Below are 21,953 nucleotides of genomic sequence, written 5' to 3'. Positions count from 1 at the left end.
ACCTGTTTCATTATACTTCTCCCGTTAAGGAATGATTATTCATCCTTATTAATGGGTACACTGTGCAGGGGTTAGCCTTGCGCAGGGAGTTGTTGAGGAGGAGGTTCCAGGCCGGTGGCGCGCTGTGTGTGGTGTGCTTTGTTTTTTCTGCTTTCTCTTGCAATTTGATTTTGTAAAAGGTGAACATCAAAGTAATAAGAGGAATAAGGGAATGCTCACTGAGTATATGCTTGATTTTAGGGGAGGGGAGTGTGTTTTTATCTGTTTTTGAGCTTTTTAAGGTTGGTATTGGTCCTTCTAGTTCACATACGATGGGGCCGATGGTGGCTGTGAGTATGTTTTTGAAGGAAATTTCTTCTCTAAATCATTCTTCGTCTTTGTGTGCGAAAATTTCTCGTATTCGTGTTTATCTGCATGGTTCACTGGCATTTACAGGGATTGGTCATGCTACGGATAAGGCTGTTATCTTGGGTTTATTAGGAGAAAATGCTGCTACGGTTGATCTTGATTGTATAGATTTTTTGATAGAAAAAGTTAAATTTGAAAAAAAGGTGCAACCAGAAAGTCATCCTGTTTACCACTTTGATCCGCAAATTGATCTTGTTTTTGAACGAAAAGTTACTTTATCAGGGCATAGTAATGGTCTTGCCTTTGAAGGTCTTGATTCTAATGGCAATATTCTCTTGCGGAGAGTTTACTATTCTGTTGGGGGTGGTTTTGTTATGACTGAAGACGAGATTAATAATAGAAGTTGTATGACAGATCAAAGTATGCCTGAGGTGCCATATCCTTTTGATTCAGCAAATAAAATGTTGTTGATGGCACAGGATTCTGGGCTTTCAATTTCCGACATGAAGCGCATGAATGAAGAGACAAGAATGGAGCGCTCTGCTTTTAATGCAGCACTTGATGAGATTGTTTTAGCTATGAAAGACTGCATTTATAGAGGTCTCTCACAAGAAGGAGAGCTACCAGGGGGGCTGCATGTTTTTAGACGTGCTAAAAAGCTTCATGATAAATTTCTAAGAGATCAAAAAATGAAGGATGATTATTCGTTCTTTGCGAATGATTGGCTTTCCGTATATGCTATGGCAGTTAACGAGGAAAATGCTGCTGGCGGTCGTGTCGTTACGGCACCAACAAATGGTGCTGCTGGTGTTGTGCCTGCTGTTTTATATTACTACTTAAAATTTAATAGCAGTTCAAATCAGGAAGGCGTTTATAATTTTTTGCTAACAGCAGCGGCTATTGGTGGTATCATCAAGCATAATGCTTCTATTTCTGGGGCAGAAGTTGGTTGTCAAGGTGAAATTGGAGCTGCGTCCTCAATGGCAGCAGCAGGGTTGGTTGCGGCATGTGGAGGAACTGCTGCTCAGATTGAGAATGCAGCAGAAATTGCTCTTGAACATCACCTTGGTATGACCTGTGATCCAGTTGCAGGGCTTGTTCAAATTCCTTGTATCGAACGTAACGCTATGGGAGCTGTTAAGGCTGTAACGGCTGCTTCTCTTGCTTTACATGGAAATGGAAGCCATTTTGTTTCTCTTGATGCTTGCATTGAGACAATGCGCCAGACAGGAAATGATATGAGTGGACGTTACAAAGAAACGAGTCAGGGAGGCCTTGCTCTTAATGTTACGGCTTGTTAAGTAGGATTTCCATTATATGGTGGTGTTTTTGTGCTATGAAGATATACTCTGGAGAGGAGATATTATTCGCAAATAGGAGTAATCATTTTTGCTGTATCTGGTTGTTTAATAAAATAAGCTTATTTTTGAATAAGATGGATTTTTTTGAGGTATAAACAGGAAGAATGAGAGTTTTCTATCTTGTTTCAAGCATCATATTTTTTGCAAGAATTGTATTCAACCATAATCTTCATAAAGTTATACGTCTTTCGCTTCAAACTCATTTGAGAGAAAGAGAGTTTTGACATAGCCTTTTCGTAGATTAAGGATAAAAAAAATTATGTCAGGATTTTTGAGAAAGTAGGTAGAGTGCACCCTTTGTGAAAGAAGCATTTTTACTAAAGTTAACTATTTGTTGCACCAAGACGAAGTTTAACAGGAACATTCCCCGTTCTGCTTATAACGCGCAGATGGATGCGCACTGGGGGTATAGCTAAACGACGATATCTAGCTATTTGGCAGGTTAACAGGTTGATCAAGGAGAGTCTGCTTGATTTAGCAAGGGAGTTTTTAAGATGAGAAAATTTTATTACAGCCTTATGAGGGGTACGTAGAGGAAGGAACGACGGATAGCTTAGCAGCTTTTCTTTTTTAGAAAGTGAGAAATTAGTGTTGTATGTCATGGTACCGTCCTTGACGCAGAGTCCTGAATTTCTTAGTAAACTACAGTGTAGCAGTTAAAATTTTCTTTCTTTAAAGTAGAACAAGCATCAAGTGCGGCTTTTCTAGATTGAAAGCCAACGAAACGAGCGCGATAATAGCGGCGTCCATTTTTTTCAAATAATTGCGTGCTTGAGGATGTGTTTTTTAAGAGAGAAGGGACAGAATTTTTTGCTTTTGCAAGAAGAGAATTTGCATTTTCTTCATTGGGAAGAGAGCCAATTTGGATAGCCCACCCACCATTGGTCAATGAAGAATCTCTCATGACACTATCTGCTTGATCTGCTTGACTAAGCTTGACCTTGTGAGGATTTGGGATGGGTATGATCGCTTGATTGACAGCAGCTATCGCAGTGTTAGCATCATTAGGTTGTGATGTAAGCGCGGTCAAAAGGACAGAAATATTGTCTTCAAGGTTAGTTGGGCTTGTTTTGGAAGCAGGTATTGGAGCTTCTGCAGCAGTAGGCAGAGAAGCAATTAGGTGCCCGTTTGTTTGAAAGCGGCTTGATTTTGGAAGATACTTATTTAATAAGTTAGCCATGTGGATGTCACGTTCGGTAGAGGATTTTCCTCCCATGACAACAGCTACAATGGAGTGTCCGTCAATCTGCATTGAGGTTGCTAAGTTGGAACCTGACATTTGTGTGTAGCCTGTTTTTATTCCATCCACACCCTTCATTGTTTGAACTAGTCTGTTGTGACTATTAATTGTCTGGCCACGAAAAACGAAACTTTTCATTTTAAAGAGTTTGTATTGTTGAGGAAAATTTTTACGTAAAGCCAATGATAAAGTGGCCATGTCTTTTGCTGTAGAGTAGTTGTTTACATCTGGAAGGCCTGAAGCATTTGCAAACTTCGTATTCATCATGCCTAATTTGTGAGCTTTGGTTGTCATCAATTTTGCGAACTTTTTTTCACTTCCTCCGAGATATTCGCCGATGGCTGCTGCAACATCATTTGCAGATTTTGTAATGAGAGCTTTCGCTGCGGCTTCTGCAGAAATTGTTTGACCTGCTTTGAGCCCAATTTTTGTTGGAGGCCGCTCTGCTGCGTAAGTTGATATAGGAATAGGTGTGTTAGGTGTTATGCGACGTTCTTTCATTGCTTCGAAGAGCAGGTACAATGTCATCATTTTTGTTAAAGAAGCCGGATAACGCTTTGCTGTTTCATTAGCTCGAAATAATGTTTTTCCTGTATTTGCATCTATAACAATAGCGGCATATTTATCCGGATGTGTCCCTTTGGGAGCAGCCTGTGTCCAAGAGCAAGAAAAAGCCAAAATAATGAGAAAAACCATAATTTTTTTGTAGTTCATGTACACTTTTTACTCCGTTTATCCTAAAAGGTTAGTGAAGCTATTTTTTTGCGTCTTGTTACCTGATGTGTTGTAGATAAATGGTATTACCAATTTATTTATAAAATGTATTGAAAAGTGCTACATTTCGTTTAACGTAATCATAGAATAAAGTTTTTCCCTCTTTTCACAATCAATTATTGTAATGGGGATAAAGGGATTTAAATGAATCTTAGGAGCCATATTTCACGAAAAGTTACGGTATTATGAATTCAGGATCTTACAGTATGTGTGATGAAGAAGGAAAAAAAAACAGTAAGGGTGAGAGTAAGTATGATTCTGCTATTAGGGCTCAAATGAAGCCAAAGCTTCAAAAACCAAGGCTATATCGTGTTTTTTTATTAAACGATGATTATACTCCTATGGGTTTTGTTGTTTTCATTTTGGAAAAAATTTTTAAAAAAATTTTTGAGGAGGCAACCTGCATCATGCTAAACGTTCACTATAACGGTGTTGGTGAGTGCGGTCTTTATACCCATGAAATGGCTGAAATGAAAATTATGCAAGTGATAGAGTGTGCACGTAAAAACGAGCATCCATTACAATGTATCATGGAATAAAAGTGAGGGACTATGCCATCTTTTACACCCAGTCTTGAAGAGGTTTTGCGTCGTTCATTAACGATTGCTTCCCAAGCGCAGCATGAATATGCAACTTTAGAACATCTTTTGCTTGCCCTATTAGATGATGTGGATGCCAGCTCGGTTATTTGCGCTTGTCAAGTAAATTTAGAGAAGTTACGAGAGCGTCTCACTCATTATATTCAGTCAGAATTAGATGTACAAATTAAAGGTGACGAGGATACACAACCAACAGCATTTTTTCAACGTGTTATTCAGCGAGCGGTGATCCATGCTCAATCAGCTGGGAAAGGTGAAGTTTCTGGAGCAAATGTTCTTGTTGCAATTTTTTCTGAAGGTGAAAGTTATGCAGTACATTTCCTTAAGGAAATGGGGATGACTCGTTATGATGCGGTACGTTTTATTTCACATGGTATTGTACGTGATGATGAATTTTCTTCATTGCTTGAGGGGTTTGAAGAACATTTGGATCAACAAAATTTAGAAAATGATGAAAAGGTAAAAAGTGCGCTTTCTGCTTATTGCATTAATCTGAATGATAAGGCTCGCGAGGGCAACGTTGATTTGTTGGTTGGTCGTGATACAGAAATTTCAAGGATAATTCAGATTTTATGTCGGCGATCAAAAAATAATCCACTTTTGGTTGGTGATCCTGGTGTTGGAAAAACAGCTATTGTCGAAGGATTAGCTAAACTTATTGTTGATAGAAAAGTTCCTGAAGTTTTGTCTGGTTCAACAATTTTCTTGCTTGATATGGGAGGGATTGTTGCTGGCACGCGTTATCGCGGTGATTTTGAAGAGAGACTAAAGCAAATTATTAAAGAGCTTGAGCAATATCCGGGTTCCATTTTATTTATTGATGAAATTCATACATTAGTTGGAGCTGGGGCAACTTCTGGAGGGAATATGGATGCAGCAAATCTTTTAAAGCCCTGTTTATCTTCTAGAAGCATTCGTTGTATTGGTTCGACAACTTATAAAGAATATCGCAGGATTTTTGAACAAGATCGTGCTTTGGAGCGTCGTTTTCAGAAAATTGATGTAAGTGAACCATCTATTGCTGACGCGATTAGAATCTTACAGGGGTTAAAACCCTACTTTGAAGATTTTTATCAAATAAAATATACTGATGAAGCGATGAAAGCATCTGTAGAATTGTCTTCTCGTTACATGGCTGATCGTCGACTACCAGATAAAGCAATTGATATTGTTGATGAAAGTGGCGCCGCGCAGATGCTTTTGCCAAAAAACAGTAGAACAAAGAAGGTAGGGATTAAAGAAATTGAATCGGTTATCGCTGCAATGGCAAGGGTTCCAGCCAAAACAGTTTCTAGAAATGAACAGAAATTGCTTAGTAATCTTGAAAAAGAGCTTAAGCGTGTCATTTACGGGCAAGATCAGGCAATTGTAGCTCTGGTGTCATCAATTAAATTGGCTCGAGCAGGGTTGCGTGAGCCAGAAAAACCGATAGGAAGTTATTTATTTTCAGGGCCAACAGGTGTTGGAAAGACCGAGGTCGCAAAACAGCTTGCTTCCTTATTGGGCGTTGAGTTATTGCGTTTTGATATGTCAGAGTACATGGAGCGGCATACAATTGCACGTTTAATTGGGGCTCCTCCAGGCTATGTTGGTTTTGATCAGGGAGGTCTTCTCACCGATGCGGTTGATCAGAAACCTCATGCGGTCGTTTTGCTAGATGAAATTGAAAAAGCTCATCCAGATTTGTTTAACATCATATTGCAGGTGATGGACTATGGTCGTTTGACAGACCATAATGGAAAGAAGATCGATTTTCGAAATATCATTTTGATTATGACAACTAATGCTGGCGCTTCAGAAATGGCAAAGTCGGCAATTGGGTTCGGTAGAACACGTCGTGATGGTGATGATGTAGATGCAATAAACCGATTATTTACGCCAGAATTTCGTAATCGTTTAGATGCTATCATTCCATTTGCAACTTTATCTCAGTCAATCACTGCGCAAATAGTGCAGAAATTTATTTTTCATCTTGAGGCCCAACTAGTAGATAAGGGAATAACTTTTGAATTAAGCACTCCTGCCATAGAGTGGCTTGCCAGTAAAGGATATGATTCTCAGATGGGAGCACGTCCGCTAAGTCGTGTTATACAAGAGCATATTAAAAAGCCATTAGCCGACAAAATTTTATTTGGAGAGTTGAGTAAAGGAGGAATAGTTCGCATATTGACACATAAGCCCGATGGACAAAAAGAAAAGTTAAAATTAGAAATTTTTCCTTTTGACATATCTGCAAAATCAAGAGGTGGAAAGATCACAGGAACGCGCACGCCGGGCCTTATAAAGAGGCGCGTGCAAAAAAGCAGTTCTACAATCTAAAAAATATCTTAAAGGAACTTTTGGATTTCTCGGGCATGTTTTTCTAATATTTCTGTGGATGTAGTGATATGATCATGAGAGGAGAGTTCTACTCCTTCCATGCGTGGAATAACATGAAAATGAAGATGAAATACGGTTTGGTGGCTAGCAGGTTCGTTTAGTTGCATAACGGTTATGCCGTCTGCTTGAAATGCTTTTTTGACTGCAATGGCAATTTTTTGAACAGCTTCGATGACTGGAAACAATGTCTCAGTATCTGCATCTAATAAATTTCTGGATCCTTTTCTGGGAATAATCAGTGTGTGACCTGGTGCTTGGGGTTTGATATCCATAAATGCAATGACGTCATTATTTTCGTAGACTCGAACGGAAGGGATTTCATTACGGATTAGTTTGGCAAAGATGTTGTCTTTATCATAAATATGTTTCATATATTTCCTCATTTTAACAATATTTTTTGTTCAAAAATTATCAGCATTTAAAATTTAAGTGCATAAAACGAAACGAAGAAATTTACTTCTACATTGCTTATAGACAGTAAATATTTTGTAGAGAGTTAGATCTCTATAATAGCTTCTATCTCTACCGGTACATCCATGGGCAGCACAGCAACACCAATGGTAGAACGACTGTGCTTACCAACTTCGCCGAAGATCTTAATCAGTAAATTGGAAGCTTCATTTGCGATAGAAGGAAGATCAGTAAAATTGGGGTCAACAGCTACAAAGACAGTAATTTTTACTATGCGTTTTATTTTATCTAGATTTTCAAGAAATAATTTTGCCTGTGCAAGGATATTTAAGGCACATAATTTGGCAGAATTCTTTGCTTGCTCGGTTGTCACTGTTGCACCAACTTTCCCAATCACCAAAGGCTTCCCATTGGTGAGAGGAAGTTGTCCCGAAATAAAAAGCTGATTGCCACTTTGCTGTACGGCTTTATAATTTGCGATGGAGCTTGTCGCCACGGGGATGACAATGCCCAATTGTTCTAAATGGCCTTCAATAGAATTTGTCATGTTATACCCTAGCAATTTTTCTATACACTACATCAAATATAGACTATTTTTCGACACAAAGAAATGCATCGTTGTGCGCGGTCAAACTTTTTCTTTGGTTGTCTTCTCTTAAGAAAAACCGAAAGGCAGGAATTGGAAATGGTTAGATGGTTGTTTGTGCTAAGTATGTATATTGCTCTCTTGTATCCAGTAAAGGCAGGGGATTCTATTTTTTTGGTACCTCATCGGGCCGTTTATGATTTGCAGCTTCATGATGCCGATCCTGTAGCTGGTATTTCAAGAATATCTGGCAAAATGGTTCGTGAATTCGCGAATTCAGCATGTCAAGATTACACCACGTATGTACATTTAGAGGGAAAGATTTATTTTGGGGACGAATTCGCACTTCCAATGGAGTGGAAGAGTGTTGATTATGAGACAAGAGACAGTCGTAAGTTTCATTTTGAGACGAACCGTAGGATTGGACAAGGACCTCATGAGAGTAGCGAGGGGGTGGTTGAGCGGACCCAGGATAAAGTCGTAATTAAGATGAAAAAACCAGATGAGAGAAGTTATGAGGTTTCTCTAGCTAATTTTCCTGTCATGCAGTTAAAAACCATTATTCAACATGCAAAAAGTGGTCGCCATTTTTATCAGGGAAATTTGGTAGAGGATGGAAAAATTGTCAAGGTGAGTGTGATCATAGGAGAAAAGGTAGCATCGTCATCTTCTGGAGTAGAAAAATTAGCAAATAAGAGTTATTGGCCTCTCACTATTTCTTATTTTGATGATACAGGGAATGGTGATGGTTTGCCTACATACAGTGTTAAATCTCTTTTAAGTGAAGATGGTGTTATGGGTGATCATGTAATTGCGTATGAGGATTTTTCTATTAGTGCAAAATTGGTGCATTTTGAGCATATTGATTATAAAAAAGATTCTGATAAGTGCGAACATTGAGCTGTATGTAGAAAATAACTTGAAAAGGAACTGTGTATTTAATATAGTCTTCTTATTCCACACGCGAAATTTGGGTGTTTGCTTAATTGTTTGGGTGAATGTCCGCCGGTAGTATGTTTTTACTTTTTTCGCGGAGGCTAAACCGGAAAGGATAGAATATGGCATTACCAGACTTTACTATGCGCCAGCTTTTAGAAGCAGGTGTCCACTTCGGTCACCAGACGCAGCGCTGGAATCCGAAGATGGCTTCTTACATTTATGGGCAGCGTAATAACATTCACATTATTGATCTTGCACAGACCGTTCCTCTTTTGCATCGAGCTCTTGGACTTGTTTCTGATACAGTAGCGCGTGGCGGTCGTGTTTTATTTGTTGGAACAAAACGGCAAGCTTCCGATATTATTGCTGATGCAGCTAAACGTTCAGCGCAGTATTACGTTAATTCCCGTTGGCTTGGCGGCATGCTTACGAATTGGAAAACGATTTCTAATTCGATACATAGGTTGCGCAAACTTGATAAGATTCTTGCTTCTGAAGCTCATGGATTTACGAAGAAGGAGCGTTTGAATCTTGAGCGTGATAGAGAAAAGCTTAATCGTGCGCTTGGCGGCATCAAGGACATGGGGTCCGTTCCAGATCTTATGTTCATTATTGATACCAACAAAGAGAGTATTGCCATCCAGGAAGCAAAGCGTTTGGGTATTCCGGTTGTTGCTATCATTGATACTAATTGTAATCCTGATGGTGTTGATCATCCGATACCAGGAAACGACGATTCTTCGCGTGCAATTTCTCTTTATTGTGATCTTTTTGCTCGTGCAGCTCTTGATGGTATCGCGCGTGCACAAGGTGCTATGGGTGTTGATTTGGGAGCCCAAGATGAAGCTCCTAGTGAACCTGTATTGGAAGATGCGGTTTTGCTTTCTGATTAGTGCTTTTATGATACCTTTTCAGGTATTTATTTTCTAAAGTAGAGATTTGTAATGTGTATGAGTTTTCTTGTGCACATATTCTCTTTCGCTAAAATAACAAGAGGAAGATATGAACATTACTGCCGTACAAGTAAAAGAACTTCGAGAATTGTCAGGCGCTGGTATGATGGATTGTAAGGCAGCTTTGGCAGAAGCCAATGGTGACATGGAGGCTGCTATTGATTGGCTTCGCAAGAAGGGGATTGCCAAGGCAGACAAGAAGGCTGGGCGTACAGCTGCAGAGGGGCTAGTCGGTGTTGCATCAAGAGATTCGAATGCTGTTTTAATTGAGGTTAATTCTGAAACAGACTTTGTTGCACGTAATGATGCTTTTCAAACGATCGTACGCAATATAGCGGTTGCTGCCCTGGATACAGAGGGTAGTGTTGAAGCTATATCCGAATCTGTTTATCCAGGTTCTGGAAAAACTGTGGAGGCTGCGATTAAGGATGCAATTGGTACAATCGGCGAAAATATGACGTTTCGTCGTTCGTTTAAGTTGTCTGTCAAAGAAGGGGTTGTTGCCACTTATGTACATAATAGTGTGGCGGATGGTCTTGGTAAACTTGGTGTTTTGGTTGCCATTGAAACAGCTGGTGATAAAGAGGCTGCTACTAATTTTGGTCGTCAAGTTGCGATGCATATTGCTGCAACCAATCCATTGGCATTGAAGGTAGAGGATATTGACTCCAACATTGTCGAGCGCGAGAAAGCAATTTTTTCAGATCAAGCACGTCAGTCTGGAAAGCCTGAAAATATTATCGAGAAAATGGTAGAAGGACGTATGCGTAAGTTTTATGAAGAAGTTGTATTGCTTTCTCAGGCTTTTGTTATGAATCCTGATATTACCGTTGAAGCTGCTTTAAAAGATGCCGAGAAGTTAATCGGATCTCCTGCAAAAATCACTGGCTTTGCTCGTTTTGCATTAGGTGAGGGTGTAGAGAAGGAAGATGTTAATTTTGCTGCGGAAGTTGCTTCTGTGGTAAAAGGGTAATTGTATCCATGAGTTGTTGGGTAACGATTTTAAGATGGATTTCTGAGTGAAAAGTTTCATTAATCGAAGGGGCATCACGTGACAAGGTGATGCCCTTGGTGTATCGAGGAGGAACGGAAGTGTGCTCTTTTGGAGATTATTATGACATTAACTTTTCGATATAAGCGAATTTTGTTAAAAGTGTCCGGTGAAGCTCTCATGGGAGAGCAGAGTTTTGGGATTGATGTTTCTGTTGCAGATCGTGTTGCTGCCGATATTGCTGAGGTGCAAGCGATGGGTGTGGAGGTTGCTATTGTTATAGGGGGAGGTAATATTTTTCGTGGAGTTGCTGTGGTTTCTCGAGGAGGAGACCGTGTTACTGGTGATCACATGGGAATGTTGGCAACAGCCATTAATTCTTTAGCATTACGAACGTCATTAACTAAATTGGGAGTTGATTCAGTTGTACTTTCTGCAATTTCTATGCCGCAAATATGTGAAAGTTTTTCTCAGCGCAAAGCAATAAGCTATATGAATCAAGGAAAAGTTGTCATTTTTGCTGGGGGAACAGGTAATCCGTTTTTCACGACTGATTCTGCTGCAACTTTACGTGCTGCAGAGATTGGTGCAGATGTTTTATTGAAAGGAACGCAGGTAGATGGTATTTACTCTGCTGATCCGAAGGTAGATTCGACGGCTAAGCGTTTTGACCAATTGACACATGTTGAAATTTTACAGTTGGGGTTGTCTGTTATGGATACGACTGCGATAACTTTAGCACGTGAAAATAATGTGCCCATTATTGTGTATTCTATCCACGAAAAAGGTGGTTTGGCTAAAGTATTAAGTGGGACGGGATGCTGTACGATAGTGTCAGGATAAAAGTGATTTCAAAATATTATAGGAGGTAACAACATGAGTGTTACGCTAATCACAGATGATTTAAAACGTCGTATGGAAGGTGCTGTTTCTGCTTTTAGGCATGAGCTGAGTGGTTTACGAACTGGACGAGCATCGGCAAGTTTGTTGGAGCCATTGACAGTAGAAGCTTATGGTTCTGTTGTTCCTATAAAACAGGTTGCTAATATTTCTGTCCCTGAGCCACGGATGCTCTTGGTTTCTGTGTGGGATAAAACGATGGTGGGAGCTGTGGAGCGTTCTATTCGAGAGTGTAGTCTTGGTTTGAATCCTATCGTTGATGGCATGAATTTACGGATTCCTTTGCCTGAATTAAATGAAGAGCGCCGTAAAGAACTCGTCAAGATTGCACATCAATATGCAGAACAGGCTCGAGTTGCTACCCGCCATGTTCGTCGTGATGGTATGGATAATTTGAAAAAGTTAGAAAAAGAAGGAGAAATCAGTCAAGATGAGTCTCGTTCTCTATCTGAAAAAGTTCAAAAACTTACTGATGAAACAATCACAGATATCGATAAAATTCTTCTTGTGAAAGAAGCTGAAATTATGCAAGTTTGAAATTATTCTATTAACGAAATAATTTAGCTACGGTAATTTATATTGGCGTCTTATATAAAAAATCAGAAAAGATGCCTTTCTGTGTTCTATCTTTAAAGATGGGTGAGAGTTGTTAAGGATGGTTTGTGTTCACTAAAACGGAATAAAAGTCTTCTTGAAGGGTTGTTTTTTGTCGAATAGTCATAACTTTAAAGTACGGTTCATATAGTTCTGGGTTAATAAAATTCATCTTTGATATTATTAAGGATTGATCGCTTTTTTGCAAATGTTTTACAGGGAATCCACGAGCTTGGGGTATAGTATATTGTAAATATATTTTTAGTGCTGTTGCTAGTAACGTGTAGAATTGCAGGAATGAGCATGACGGTGTCACTAGTAATTTTTATCACTTTTAACAAATGGTAAATTATTTTTGCAACAGAGTGGGTTCGACATGAAATGGGTGTCAAATTCTGGTTTATTGACATATATTGTGATGGATCCTTAATTCATTTGTAAGATAAGAGAATATTTTAGTTTGTATTTACATTTGTTGTTTGATTTTTATCTAACTGATTTTTGAGTAAGCGGGAATTTTTTGTTGACTTTTTGTGATCAATTGGAGGTCATTTTGTCTAATTTTTGTTTACGTGTTTTGACGGCTTCTATTTTTTGTCCTATTGCTCTGAGTTTTACCTGGCTTGGAGGAATTTATTTCTTGTTATTTGTGTGGAGTATCGGAGGTTTTATCCTTTATGAATGGATTAATATTACCAAAGAAAAATGGAATTTTTTACAAAAAATATTAGCTGGTATTTTTTACTTTATTGTTTGCCTATCTTTCATGTTAGGAGCTTCAGCTTTTTCAATTTTTTCTATTTTGATAATATCAGCGGTGTTATTGGGTATTATATCTGTTAAGAATATTGGTTGGGTCTCTTGTGGCTTTTTGTATGCGTCTCTTCCGGTTTTGTCTTTACATTTTTTAAGGGGCTATGAGACATTAGGATTTTGGGTAGCCATTTTTTTATTTGTAATTGTGTGGGGAACAGATATTGCTGCATATTTCGCCGGTCGTACATTTGGTGGACCTAAATTAGCTCCACAATTTTCCCCTAATAAAACATGGTCAGGAGCAATTGCTGGGACGGTAATCGGGGTCATTGGTGGTACATCAGTTTACTTTTTATTTATGAACCGATTGAGTATTTTTGTGGCACTGCTTGCTTTGATCTTATCCATTGTTTCACAGATAAGTGATTTAGGCCAATCATGGTTAAAGAGGTATTTTTTTGTTAAGGATTCCGGTTGTTTATTGCCCGGACATGGTGGTTTTATGGACCGCATGGATGGGCTGGTTGGTGCTTCTTTTTTCCTTTATTTAGTTAGTGCATTTGCATTTGATATGAACGCACCTTTTAAGTTTTTTATATGATCTAGTTAATTTTACTTGATCTAGTTAAGAGGTGTGTTTTGGAAATTTTAAATCATGTGTTTGCTGTAAGCGATGTTCTTTGGAGGATTTCTAGCGTTATTTTTACCATTATGGTTGTTGTTTTTGTGCATGAAATGGGGCACTATCTTGTTGGTCGATTATGTGGTATTAGAGCGTCGGTTTTTTCTATAGGATTTGGACCACCGATGTTGTCTTATACGGATAAATATGGCACGCGGTGGCGTCTATCGTGGATTTTTTTAGGAGGATATGTAAGATTTGTTGGTGATGAAGATGAGACGGATGTTTCTTCGTCGAAAGCATCTTTACTAGTTAGAGGTTCATTTTCTTGCGCTCGTGCTTGGAAAAGGGCAGTGACTGTGTTTGCTGGTCCTTTATTTAATGTTCTTTTTGGTATTATTGTTTTAGCATTTTTTTTCTTTTATTCAGGGAGTATGACTGTTGAGCCTGTTGTTGGTTCTTTAGTGAAAGATTCTCCTGCTTCTCAGGCTGGTTTGCTATTAGGAGATCGTTTTATTGAAATAAACGGTCAAAAAGTTAAAAGCTTTGAGGATTTAGCAATTTATGTGGCTTCTCATGGTGAAAACTCTATAGAATTTACAATGGAGCGTGTGGGAAGAATATTTAAAACTGTGATCGTGCCCAAAGTAACAGAGCAAGATGATGGATTTGGTAACAAGATTCAGTTTTTTATGATTGGAGTGGGGGCACCAATCGATCCAGAAAATTCCGTGCGTTTAAATCAAGCTTATGTAAAAAAAGTTTACTATAGTGCTGGAGAAGCGGTAAGGGAAGCGTTGAGACGTACGACGTTTATTGTCACTCAGACGATTTTTTTTATTGGTCGCTTGATGAGTGGAGGAGGAGATTTTTGCCAATTAAGTGGTCCCTCAAAGGTCGCTACAGTTGCTTGGAAAATAAGCGAGACAGGATTTATCTCATTACTCAATTTTTCTGCTTTTCTTTCGGTTAACATTGCTCTTATTAATCTTTTTCCAATCTTGCCACTTGATGGTGGGCGTTTATTATTTTATACGATTGAAGCCGTTATTGGACGATCGGTGCCCGCCAAAATTCAGGAAGTGCTTTTCCGGGTAGGTATCTTTACGGTTTTTACCTTTGTGGTTTTTGTGTTCTTCAATGATTATTTTTGTTGGTTGAGTTAATTAAGTGATAGCAAAAATGCTATAAGTTAGCTAATAGTGAAACTACGCGAACCGGGTAATAGTAGGAAAAGATGAAAATTAGAAAGCTTTCTTCTATATTAGTCAGGGTGCTGTGCTGTTATAGATTTTATCTAGAAAGCCTTTATTTATCAAGTAAAGAAAATTTTTTAATGTTTATTAGGGGTTAGGGTGAAGGTGCCAATGGCTACAAGTTCAAGATTTTTTAATACAGTATCGATGACTGTGTTGACCGCGTTTATGTTTTCTTCAGCAATGGCAGTTATGTCAGTTTCAAGCGTTGAAAGGGCACAAGCATCCGTTGTTCATGATATTGAAGTTCGTGGTAATAAGCTTGTCGATTCTCAGATGATTCGGGATAGGGTGAATATCAAATCTGGCAAAGATGTTGGGAGTGGTGATATTGATGCCGCCGTGAAACGTCTTTTTGATTTAGGGTTATTTTATGATGTTAAAATAAACCAGAACGGCAATAAACTGGTTGTAGTTGTCAAAGAGTACGAGATGGTCAATGAGGTACTATTTCAAGGAAATAGAGCACTCAAGGAAGCTGATCTTAAGCGGTTTACTTCTCTGAAGCCAAATACAGCTTTTAGTCCTGCTAAGTTATCAGCGGATATCAGAGTCCTCAAAGAATCTTACCGCATGGTTGGTCGTAATAATGTTTCTATTACGGCTCGGACTGTCAGTTTGGGTAAGGGGCGTGTGAATATAGTTTTCAACGTTACAGAGGGAGCTAAAACAAAGATTTCAGACATTACCTTTGAAGGAAACAGTGTATTTGGAAATCGTCGTTTGCGTGACGTTATTTCAACGAAACCTTCGGGAATATTATCTTTATTAACACGAGGTGATATTTATAGCCCAGAAAGATTAGCTGCGGATGAAGAGGCGCTTCGTCGTTTTTATTATAATCACGGTTATGCAGATTTTCGCATTGTTTCGTCTAAAGTATTTTTTGATAACGTGAGTAATAGTTATAGAATTCATTTTATTCTTGACGAAGGTGCGCGTTATAAGATTGGTAATGTAAGTGTTGAGAGTGATATCAGTGGAGTTGATACTCAGTCTATAAAGGCAGCACTTAGAACTCGTTCAGGCGATATTTATAGTGCAGAAGATATTGAAAGGTCTGTTGCAATTATTAACAATAAGGTTGCTGATTCTGGATATGCATTTGCTCGAGTAGATCCACGAAGTAATCGTGATTTCAAGAATAAAACGATTTCTGTACATTATAACATTGAGCAAGGGTCTCGGGTTTATGTTCAGAGAATTGATATACGTGGTAATGAAAAGACTCGTGATTATGTTATTCGTCGTGAAATTGATTTGAATGAAGGAGATGCTTATAATCAGACACTTGTACAACGGGCAAAGCGTCGATTAGAGAATTTAGGTTTCTTTAGATCTGTTGATATTTCTATGGTACCAACTGATGAATCTGATCAAGTGATGTTGCTTGTCAATGTAGTTGAAACTCCAACAGGGGATCTTTCCCTTTCCGGAGGTTATACGACAGGTGGTAACAGTCCTGGTATGTCACTTGAAGCTTCTGTAACTGAGCGTAATCTGAAAGGGCATGGCCAATATGTCCGTTTAGGATTGGGAGCTGGCCAAGAAAAGTCTCGTAATTATAATTTGTCTTTTGTAGAGCCTTATTTTTTGGGTTACCGTTTGTCTGCTGGAGTGGATATTTTTCGTAGCACTTATCGTGCCGATAAAGCATATGATGTGCGTCAAACGGGGGGATCGCTTCGATTTGGTATGTCGATCAATGAGCAGTTATCTGCTAGTGTGGCATATTCCTATGTGCAAGAAGAGTATGATTTTGGCGGTAGCTATGATTTGAATAATGAGAAAGTCATAGAAGAGCTATATGATAAATATTCTGGTGCTATTGTTCAGGCTGCAAAGCAGAGTCCCTGGAAACGTTCGTCAATTATCTATGGGCTTACTTACAACTCTATTGATGATATGAAAAATCCGCATGATGGTTTATATCTTCGTGCTCTTCAGGAATATGCGGGTTTAGGTGGGAGTGCACGGTTTTTAAAAACAACTACCAAAGCGATGATGTACAAGACACTTTCTGATAAAATGGATCTTGTTGGTCTTCTTTCTTTCGGTGCTGGTTATATTCATGGGACTTCCAAGGAGGGAGTTCGCATTTTTGATATGTTTAAAAGTGGTACTGATATGATTAGGGGGTTCAGGCACAATGGGATAGGTCCACGTCAGGTTTCCAATAAGGGAGAGGTGTATTTTTTAGGAGGAACAACGTATGCTAACGCAACAGCTGAAGTGCAGTTTCCTATACCTCTTGTTCCTGATAGCTTAGGCTTTCGTGGTGCAGTGTTTGCAGATGCTGCAACTCTTTATGGTAATCATTATAGCTCTGTCCTTAAAGATGAAAAGCCAGTCACGGACACCAAGAGTGCGTGGCGTACGTCTGCTGGTGTTAGTTTGATGTGGGAGTCGCCATTTGGCCCTCTTCGTGTCGATTATGCTTGGCCAATAACTAAGCAAAAGGGTGATTATGTGCAGAATTTAAATTTTGGTATTTCCACCAAATTTTAGTCCTTGAAAAGAATAGAGCGTCTGGAAAAGGTATACTAAGCTGGGAGATGAAGTGTTTTTATGGCGGATACATTTTTTTTATGCCGTCTCGGCGATTGACTGTTGCTGATGCTGCGGAATTAACTGGTGCAAAGCTTTTGAATCCTGAGTTTTCGAACATAGTCATAAGCACTCTTTCCTCTGTTGAAGATGCCCGAGAAGGTTCTTTGGTTTTTATAGAGAATTTGAAATTTTCTGATGCTTTATTAGGTAGTGCTGCGGTTGCCGTTTTTTGTACGAGCGATGTTGTTATGAAGGTTCCAAGGTCTATTGCGGTTCTCGTGACATCTACTCCACAACGTGATTTTGCTCGAATAGGACGTATTTTATTTCCTGATTCTGTTCAGCCGGTTCCCTGGTTTGGCCAAAAGGAAATTTCACCATACGCGTATATTCATCCGAGTGCTAAGATTGAAGATGGTGCGTGTATTGAAGTAGGAGCAGTCATTGGTAAAAATGTTGAAATTGGTGCAGGTACTCTCATCGCATCAACAGCTGTTATTGGTGAAAATTGTCGCATTGGGCGGGAGTGTTATATTGCCCCTAAAGTAACGGTTCAGTACTCTCTGATAGGTGATAAAGTTAAGCTTTATCCCGGTGTGTGTATTGGGCAAGATGGATTTGGTTATGTCCGTGGTTCTTCTGGGATTGAAAAAGTTCCACAGCTTGGCCGTGTGATTATTCAGGACGGTGTAGAAATTGGAGCTAATACAACAATTGATCGTGGAGCTTTTGGAGATACTATCATTGGTGAGGGTAGTAAAATCGATAACCTTGTGCAAATTGCTCATAATGTAAAAATTGGTCGTTATTGTCTTATTGCTGCTCAATGCGGCATTGCTGGTAGTACATCTATAGGTGATATGTCTCGACTTGGTGGGAGTGTTGGGGTTGTAGATCATGTTACAATAGGCGAAGATGTTCAGATCGCTGCTGGTAGTGGTGTTATGAACGATATTCCTGATGGCGAAAAATGGGGAGGTAGTCCAGCTCAACCGTTTAAAAAGTGGTTCCGTGAGGTAGCAGCGTTGCGTAATATTGGCCATAAAAGAGGAAAAAAATAGTATGGTTAGCGTAGGAAGAGTAGAGAGCCTAGAATCTGCGGATATTACTCGATTATTATCAATATTGCCGCATCGTTATCCATTTTTGTTGATCGATCGTATCATCGAAATTGATGGTGATCAGAAGGCGACAGGTATCAAGAATGTAACAATTAACGAACCTCATTTTATGGGGCATTTTCCTGGAGAGCCTGTTATGCCTGGAGTTTTGATTTTAGAGGCTATGGCACAAACGGCAGGGGCTATTTCACTTTTAAATTTGAGTAACCAGAAAGTAGGTTTGGTCTATCTCATGACTGTTGACAGTGCCAAGTTTCGTAAACCTGTTATACCCGGCGATCAATTGAAGATTCATGTTCAGCTATTAAAAAAACGATCTGGTATTAGGCGTTTTCTGTGTGTTGCAGAGGTAGAGGGTATACGTGTCTCTGAAGCTGAAGTATCTGCAATGATTGTTGAATCAAAAAAAGCAGTAGGATTTTAGAAATGTCTGATACGAAAATTCATCCAACTGCTTATGTGGAAAAAGGAGCACAGCTTGGTGAAGACGTATTGATAGGCCCTTTTTGCCATATTGGGCCAGAGGCTGTTATCGGGAATGGATGTCGTTTAATGAGCCATGTTGTTATTATGGGAGAGACGGTGTTGGGTGCACATAGTACGGTGTTTCCCCATGCAGTTTTAGGAGCATCTCCACAGAATAACAAACATAAAGGAGGGCGTACAACTCTTTCCATTGGTAAAAATTGTATCATCCGTGAGGGTGTTACAATGCATAGAGGCTCTGATTCAAGTATAGGGACGACCGTTGTTGGTGATAATTGTCAATTTTTTTCTTATGCTCATGTTGCCCATGATTGTCATGTAGGTGATCATGTAACATTTGCAAACAATGCGATGATTGGTGGTCATGTTACAGTTGGTGATCATGTCATTATTGGTGGTGGTTCTGCTGTACATCAGTTTGTTCGTATCGGGCATCATGCGTTTATTGGTGGTGTTTCTGCACTAGTTGGTGATTTAATTCCCTACGGAACGGCTGTTGGTGTGCAAGCTAAACTTGCTGGGTTAAATATCATTGGTATGAAACGTTCTGGTCTTGAGCGAAAAGAAATCCACGCACTGCGTCATGCAGTAAATATGCTGTTTGATCGCAGTAAGCCGCTGAAAGAGCGCGTAAATGATGTTTTTTCTTCTCATTCTACTTCTCAATCTGTGATTGATGTTTTGAATTTCATTAAGGAAAAAGGAAGACGTTTTTACTGCACACCTAAATTTGAAAGTGATATGATGCTCTTAAATCAGGACTAAGGATGTCTCTTCTTTGTCATAAGGATCATTTTTCTGGTCGGACTGCTATCATAGCAGGAAGTGGTGTGTTGCCTATAGCTGTTGCTAAAGCTCTTGAACAACGTGGAAGTGATCCTTTTATCATTCTTTTGCGTGGAGAAGTAGAACCTGTGCTTTATGCTTATGAGCACTGTGAATTATCGATCGTAGAATTAGCGCGATTGTTGAAGGTTTTAAAAGAGAAAGAAATTTGTAATGTTGTTTTAGCGGGAGGTGTTAAAAGGCGTCCCGCTCTTTTTCAGTTGCGATTTGATTGGATAACTTTGTCTATCTTACCTAAACTTTTAAAAGTATTGAAGAAAGGGGATGACGCGCTATTAAAAACTTTTGTACAAATTGTTGAATCATACGGTTTTTGTGTTGTTGGTGCTCATGAAATTGTACCAGATTTATTAGCGCCACCAGAATTTGATTTAACATTGCGACGTGCCAGTCAGAAAGAAAAGTCTGATATTTTATTGGCAGTTTCAGCCGCTAAGTCTTTAGGTCGATTAGATATTGGGCAAGCTGCCGTGGTTATTGACGGTAAAGTAGCCGCACTAGAGGGAGCTGAAGGGACGGATGCTATGCTACATCAGATTTATGAAATGAAGAAAAGTGGAAAAGTAGCACTTCAAGGAGGAATCCTTGTTAAGTGTGTTAAACCACAACAAGATTACCGCTTTGATTTGCCATCAATTGGCCCTAGAACAATCATTAATGCTGCAAAAAGCGGATTATCTGGCATTGCAGTGGAAGCAAATAAGAGTCTAATATTATCTCTTAGAGAGACGGTAGCAGAGGCCAATAAGAGTAAATTATTTATAGAAACATTTGAAATATCTGATAATGGGTAAATTTTCTTTAAAAATTGCTGTTATTGCAGGAGAAGAGTCAGGTGATTTGCTTGGAGCTGATTTGATTTCTTCTTTATCTTCTCAAGAAGCATGCAATATCCGTTTAATTGGTGTTGGAGGAAGGCACTTAGAGGGTTTAGGCTTAAAGAGTGTTTTTAATTCCAGTGAGATTTCTTTGATAGGCCTTGGTGCAGTATTAAAAAGATTGCCGATTTTGTTGATGCATATTCGGAGTTTGTCCAGGTTTATTGCACGAGAGAATCCTCATTGTTTAATTATTATAGATAATCCTGATTTTGCACATCGTGTTGCTAAAAGGGTGCGAATTTTGGCTCCTTCTATCCCTATTATTCAGTATGTTGCGCCAACTGTGTGGGCATGGCGTCCGGATCGCGCCAGGGCTATGTGCAAATTTGTTGACCATGTTTTAGCAGTTTTTCCCTTCGAGGAAGAGATAATGAAAAACTTAGGTGGGCCGCCTACTACTTATGTAGGACATCGTCTCTCAAGTTATGCTCCGCTTTTAAAAATCCAATCAAAAAGGAAAAATTCAACAACTAAGAAAGATTTTTCTTTTACAATGGTCATTTTACCAGGATCTCGCCGCTCAGAAGTTCGTCATTTGATGCCTATTTTTGAAAAGGTAATAAAAATATTAAGGCAGCGTGTTCCTCATTTACGCATTATTCTACCAACTTTACCACATTTGGTAGATGATATTCATTCCTTTGTACAAAATTGGGAGGATAAAATTGATGTTGTTGTTGGTGAAAATGCAAAATGGTGTGCTTTTTCAGAGTCTGATGTTGCACTTGCGGCACTCGGTACAGTATCACTTGAACTAGCGTTAGCAAAAATTCCAATGGTTCTTTGCTATAAGTTAGATCTTTTTTCCAAATTATTTATTTTTCCGAAATTGATGCTGTGGAGTGCTGCTCTTCCAAATATTATCTTAGATAAGCCAATTGTTCCTGAGTATTTGAATGAATTTTTGCGACCAGGTATGTTGGCAAGACAAATTGAGCAGCTTTTATATAATTCTTCATTGCGACAGCTGCAACTTAGTTCTTTTGATATAGTAAAAGAAAAGATGGAAGTTGAGATACCACCAGGGATTCGAGCATCTCAAGTAATTATGGATCTTTTTCGAAAAAAGCGGAATACCAAAGATTATCCGCGTAGTGATACTAGCTCTTAATTTTTATGAAAAAATCGTAAAATCACTGAGAGGAAGGATTAGTATGAAAAATATCAGTTATTGTGTTTTTGATGATTTTTTTATTTCTTAGAAAAGATCTTCTTCTTACAACTTTGCACAAGAAATTCACTAATGCACTTGGCAGCTTCAGCATCCAAATTTATATTATGTGGTATTGAGAAGTTGTTGTGCTATTTGTGGGAATGTCGAATAAAAACGATAAAAACTCCATAACCTTATTATTTCGGT

The 21,953-nt window shown here is 38.9% G+C and carries 19 protein-coding genes and 1 pseudogene; 16 read left to right on the top strand and 4 right to left on the bottom strand.

Going from position 1 to position 21,953, the window contains the following annotated elements:
• The first annotated feature begins 251 nt into the window (after positions 1-251).
• Positions 252-1,649, top strand: coding sequence for an L-serine ammonia-lyase (locus tag PU02_RS05235; protein WP_053944386.1), 1,398 nt, complete (start codon positions 252-254; stop codon positions 1,647-1,649).
• Positions 1,650-2,032: 383 nt separating this feature from the next.
• Here the strand turns inward: PU02_RS05235 and PU02_RS06955 are convergent, their stop codons facing one another.
• Both PU02_RS06955 and PU02_RS05230 read right to left on the bottom strand, forming a co-directional pair.
• Complete coding sequence (locus PU02_RS06955) at positions 2,033-2,311, bottom strand: hypothetical protein (protein WP_071628369.1); 279 nt, start codon at positions 2,309-2,311, stop codon at positions 2,033-2,035.
• Positions 2,312-2,343: 32 nt separating this feature from the next.
• Positions 2,344-3,663, bottom strand: coding sequence for an SPOR domain-containing protein (locus tag PU02_RS05230; protein WP_053944385.1), 1,320 nt, complete (start codon positions 3,661-3,663; stop codon positions 2,344-2,346).
• A 245-nt stretch (positions 3,664-3,908) separates the two neighbouring features.
• Between PU02_RS05230 and clpS the strand changes: the two genes are divergently transcribed.
• Together clpS and clpA are read left to right on the top strand one after the other, a co-directional pair.
• Positions 3,909-4,262 (top strand): ATP-dependent Clp protease adapter ClpS, encoded by a 354-nt coding sequence (clpS, locus tag PU02_RS05225; protein ID WP_053944384.1) that lies wholly within the window; start codon positions 3,909-3,911, stop codon positions 4,260-4,262.
• Between the two features lie 12 nt (positions 4,263-4,274).
• Positions 4,275-6,641 carry an ATP-dependent Clp protease ATP-binding subunit ClpA gene (clpA, locus tag PU02_RS05220; protein WP_053944383.1) on the top strand — a complete coding sequence of 789 codons (2,367 nt, stop codon included), beginning with the start codon at positions 4,275-4,277 and terminating at the stop codon, positions 6,639-6,641.
• 8 nt (positions 6,642-6,649) lie between these two features.
• Here the strand turns inward: clpA and PU02_RS05215 are convergent, their stop codons facing one another.
• On the bottom strand, positions 6,650-7,072 hold the full coding sequence (locus PU02_RS05215; RefSeq protein ID WP_053944382.1) for an HIT family protein: 423 nt from the start codon (positions 7,070-7,072) through the stop codon (positions 6,650-6,652).
• Between the two features lie 125 nt (positions 7,073-7,197).
• On the bottom strand, positions 7,198-7,659 hold the full coding sequence (locus PU02_RS05210; protein WP_053944381.1) for a RidA family protein: 462 nt from the start codon (positions 7,657-7,659) through the stop codon (positions 7,198-7,200).
• A gap of 138 nt (positions 7,660-7,797) precedes the next feature.
• Here PU02_RS05210 and PU02_RS05205 point away from each other — a divergent pair, with 138 nt between their 5' ends.
• The 13 genes and pseudogenes from PU02_RS05205 to lpxB all read left to right on the top strand — a co-directional run bounded on the left by PU02_RS05205 (position 7,798) and on the right by lpxB (position 21,704).
• Positions 7,798-8,598, top strand: coding sequence for an EipB family protein (locus PU02_RS05205; protein WP_071628368.1), 801 nt, complete (start codon positions 7,798-7,800; stop codon positions 8,596-8,598).
• A gap of 158 nt (positions 8,599-8,756) precedes the next feature.
• Positions 8,757-9,530 carry a 30S ribosomal protein S2 gene (rpsB, locus tag PU02_RS05200; RefSeq protein WP_053944379.1) on the top strand — a complete coding sequence of 258 codons (774 nt, stop codon included), beginning with the start codon at positions 8,757-8,759 and terminating at the stop codon, positions 9,528-9,530.
• Positions 9,531-9,639: 109 nt separating this feature from the next.
• Entirely contained in the window at positions 9,640-10,563 is a 924-nt protein-coding gene (tsf, locus tag PU02_RS05195) for a translation elongation factor Ts (RefSeq protein ID WP_053944378.1), read from the top strand.
• 141 nt (positions 10,564-10,704) lie between these two features.
• A complete protein-coding gene (gene pyrH / locus PU02_RS05190) occupies positions 10,705-11,424 on the top strand; it encodes a UMP kinase (protein WP_053944377.1) in 720 nt (239 codons plus the stop codon).
• Positions 11,425-11,457: 33 nt separating this feature from the next.
• Positions 11,458-12,018, top strand: coding sequence for a ribosome recycling factor (gene frr / locus PU02_RS05185; protein ID WP_053944376.1), 561 nt, complete (start codon positions 11,458-11,460; stop codon positions 12,016-12,018).
• 610 nt (positions 12,019-12,628) lie between these two features.
• Complete coding sequence (locus tag PU02_RS05180; protein WP_053944676.1) at positions 12,629-13,432, top strand: phosphatidate cytidylyltransferase; 804 nt, start codon at positions 12,629-12,631, stop codon at positions 13,430-13,432.
• 38 nt (positions 13,433-13,470) lie between these two features.
• A complete protein-coding gene (rseP, locus tag PU02_RS05175; RefSeq protein WP_053944375.1) occupies positions 13,471-14,619 on the top strand; it encodes an RIP metalloprotease RseP in 1,149 nt (382 codons plus the stop codon).
• Between the two features lie 201 nt (positions 14,620-14,820).
• On the top strand, positions 14,821-17,217 hold the full coding sequence (bamA, locus tag PU02_RS05170) for an outer membrane protein assembly factor BamA (protein WP_053944374.1): 2,397 nt from the start codon (positions 14,821-14,823) through the stop codon (positions 17,215-17,217).
• Between the two features lie 60 nt (positions 17,218-17,277).
• Positions 17,278-18,320, top strand: a pseudogene (gene lpxD / locus PU02_RS05165) (UDP-3-O-(3-hydroxymyristoyl)glucosamine N-acyltransferase).
• A gap of 1 nt (position 18,321) precedes the next feature.
• Entirely contained in the window at positions 18,322-18,804 is a 483-nt protein-coding gene (gene fabZ, locus PU02_RS05160; protein ID WP_053944372.1) for a 3-hydroxyacyl-ACP dehydratase FabZ, read from the top strand.
• Between the two features lie 2 nt (positions 18,805-18,806).
• On the top strand, positions 18,807-19,631 hold the full coding sequence (gene lpxA, locus PU02_RS05155; RefSeq protein WP_053944371.1) for an acyl-ACP--UDP-N-acetylglucosamine O-acyltransferase: 825 nt from the start codon (positions 18,807-18,809) through the stop codon (positions 19,629-19,631).
• A gap of 2 nt (positions 19,632-19,633) precedes the next feature.
• Positions 19,634-20,506, top strand: coding sequence for an LpxI family protein (locus tag PU02_RS05150; protein ID WP_053944370.1), 873 nt, complete (start codon positions 19,634-19,636; stop codon positions 20,504-20,506).
• A complete protein-coding gene (gene lpxB, locus PU02_RS05145; protein ID WP_053944369.1) occupies positions 20,499-21,704 on the top strand; it encodes a lipid-A-disaccharide synthase in 1,206 nt (401 codons plus the stop codon). Before PU02_RS05150 ends, lpxB begins: the two co-directional genes overlap by 8 nt.
• The last annotated feature ends 249 nt before the right edge of the window (positions 21,705-21,953 follow it).

It is taken from the genome of Bartonella ancashensis, from assembly GCF_001281405.1.
GTDB lineage: Bacteria > Pseudomonadota > Alphaproteobacteria > Rhizobiales > Rhizobiaceae > Bartonella > Bartonella ancashensis.
Note: the sequence above shows the minus strand (reverse complement) of the source record. Positions and strands in the feature narration are given on the sequence as shown.

Excerpts from the sequence above, each read along its gene's own strand:
- PU02_RS05150 (WP_053944370.1), top strand. The coding sequence starts at position 19,634 with ATGTCTCTTCTTTGTCATAAGGATCATTTTTCTGGTCGGACTGCTATC.
- bamA (WP_053944374.1), top strand. The coding sequence starts at position 14,821 with ATGGCTACAAGTTCAAGATTTTTTAATACAGTATCGATGACTGTGTTG.
- rpsB (WP_053944379.1), top strand. The coding sequence starts at position 8,757 with ATGGCATTACCAGACTTTACTATGCGCCAGCTTTTAGAAGCAGGTGTC.
- PU02_RS06955 (WP_071628369.1), bottom strand. The coding sequence starts at position 2,311 with ATGACATACAACACTAATTTCTCACTTTCTAAAAAAGAAAAGCTGCTA.
- clpA (WP_053944383.1), top strand. The coding sequence starts at position 4,275 with ATGCCATCTTTTACACCCAGTCTTGAAGAGGTTTTGCGTCGTTCATTA.
- fabZ (WP_053944372.1), top strand. The coding sequence starts at position 18,322 with ATGGTTAGCGTAGGAAGAGTAGAGAGCCTAGAATCTGCGGATATTACT.
- pyrH (WP_053944377.1), top strand. The coding sequence starts at position 10,705 with ATGACATTAACTTTTCGATATAAGCGAATTTTGTTAAAAGTGTCCGGT.
- PU02_RS05230 (WP_053944385.1), bottom strand. The coding sequence starts at position 3,663 with ATGAACTACAAAAAAATTATGGTTTTTCTCATTATTTTGGCTTTTTCT.
- clpS (WP_053944384.1), top strand. The coding sequence starts at position 3,909 with ATGAATTCAGGATCTTACAGTATGTGTGATGAAGAAGGAAAAAAAAAC.
- lpxB (WP_053944369.1), top strand. The coding sequence starts at position 20,499 with ATGGGTAAATTTTCTTTAAAAATTGCTGTTATTGCAGGAGAAGAGTCA.
- lpxA (WP_053944371.1), top strand. The coding sequence starts at position 18,807 with ATGTCTGATACGAAAATTCATCCAACTGCTTATGTGGAAAAAGGAGCA.
- frr (WP_053944376.1), top strand. The coding sequence starts at position 11,458 with ATGAGTGTTACGCTAATCACAGATGATTTAAAACGTCGTATGGAAGGT.
- PU02_RS05215 (WP_053944382.1), bottom strand. The coding sequence starts at position 7,072 with ATGAAACATATTTATGATAAAGACAACATCTTTGCCAAACTAATCCGT.
- PU02_RS05210 (WP_053944381.1), bottom strand. The coding sequence starts at position 7,659 with ATGACAAATTCTATTGAAGGCCATTTAGAACAATTGGGCATTGTCATC.
- tsf (WP_053944378.1), top strand. The coding sequence starts at position 9,640 with ATGAACATTACTGCCGTACAAGTAAAAGAACTTCGAGAATTGTCAGGC.
- PU02_RS05205 (WP_071628368.1), top strand. The coding sequence starts at position 7,798 with ATGGTTAGATGGTTGTTTGTGCTAAGTATGTATATTGCTCTCTTGTAT.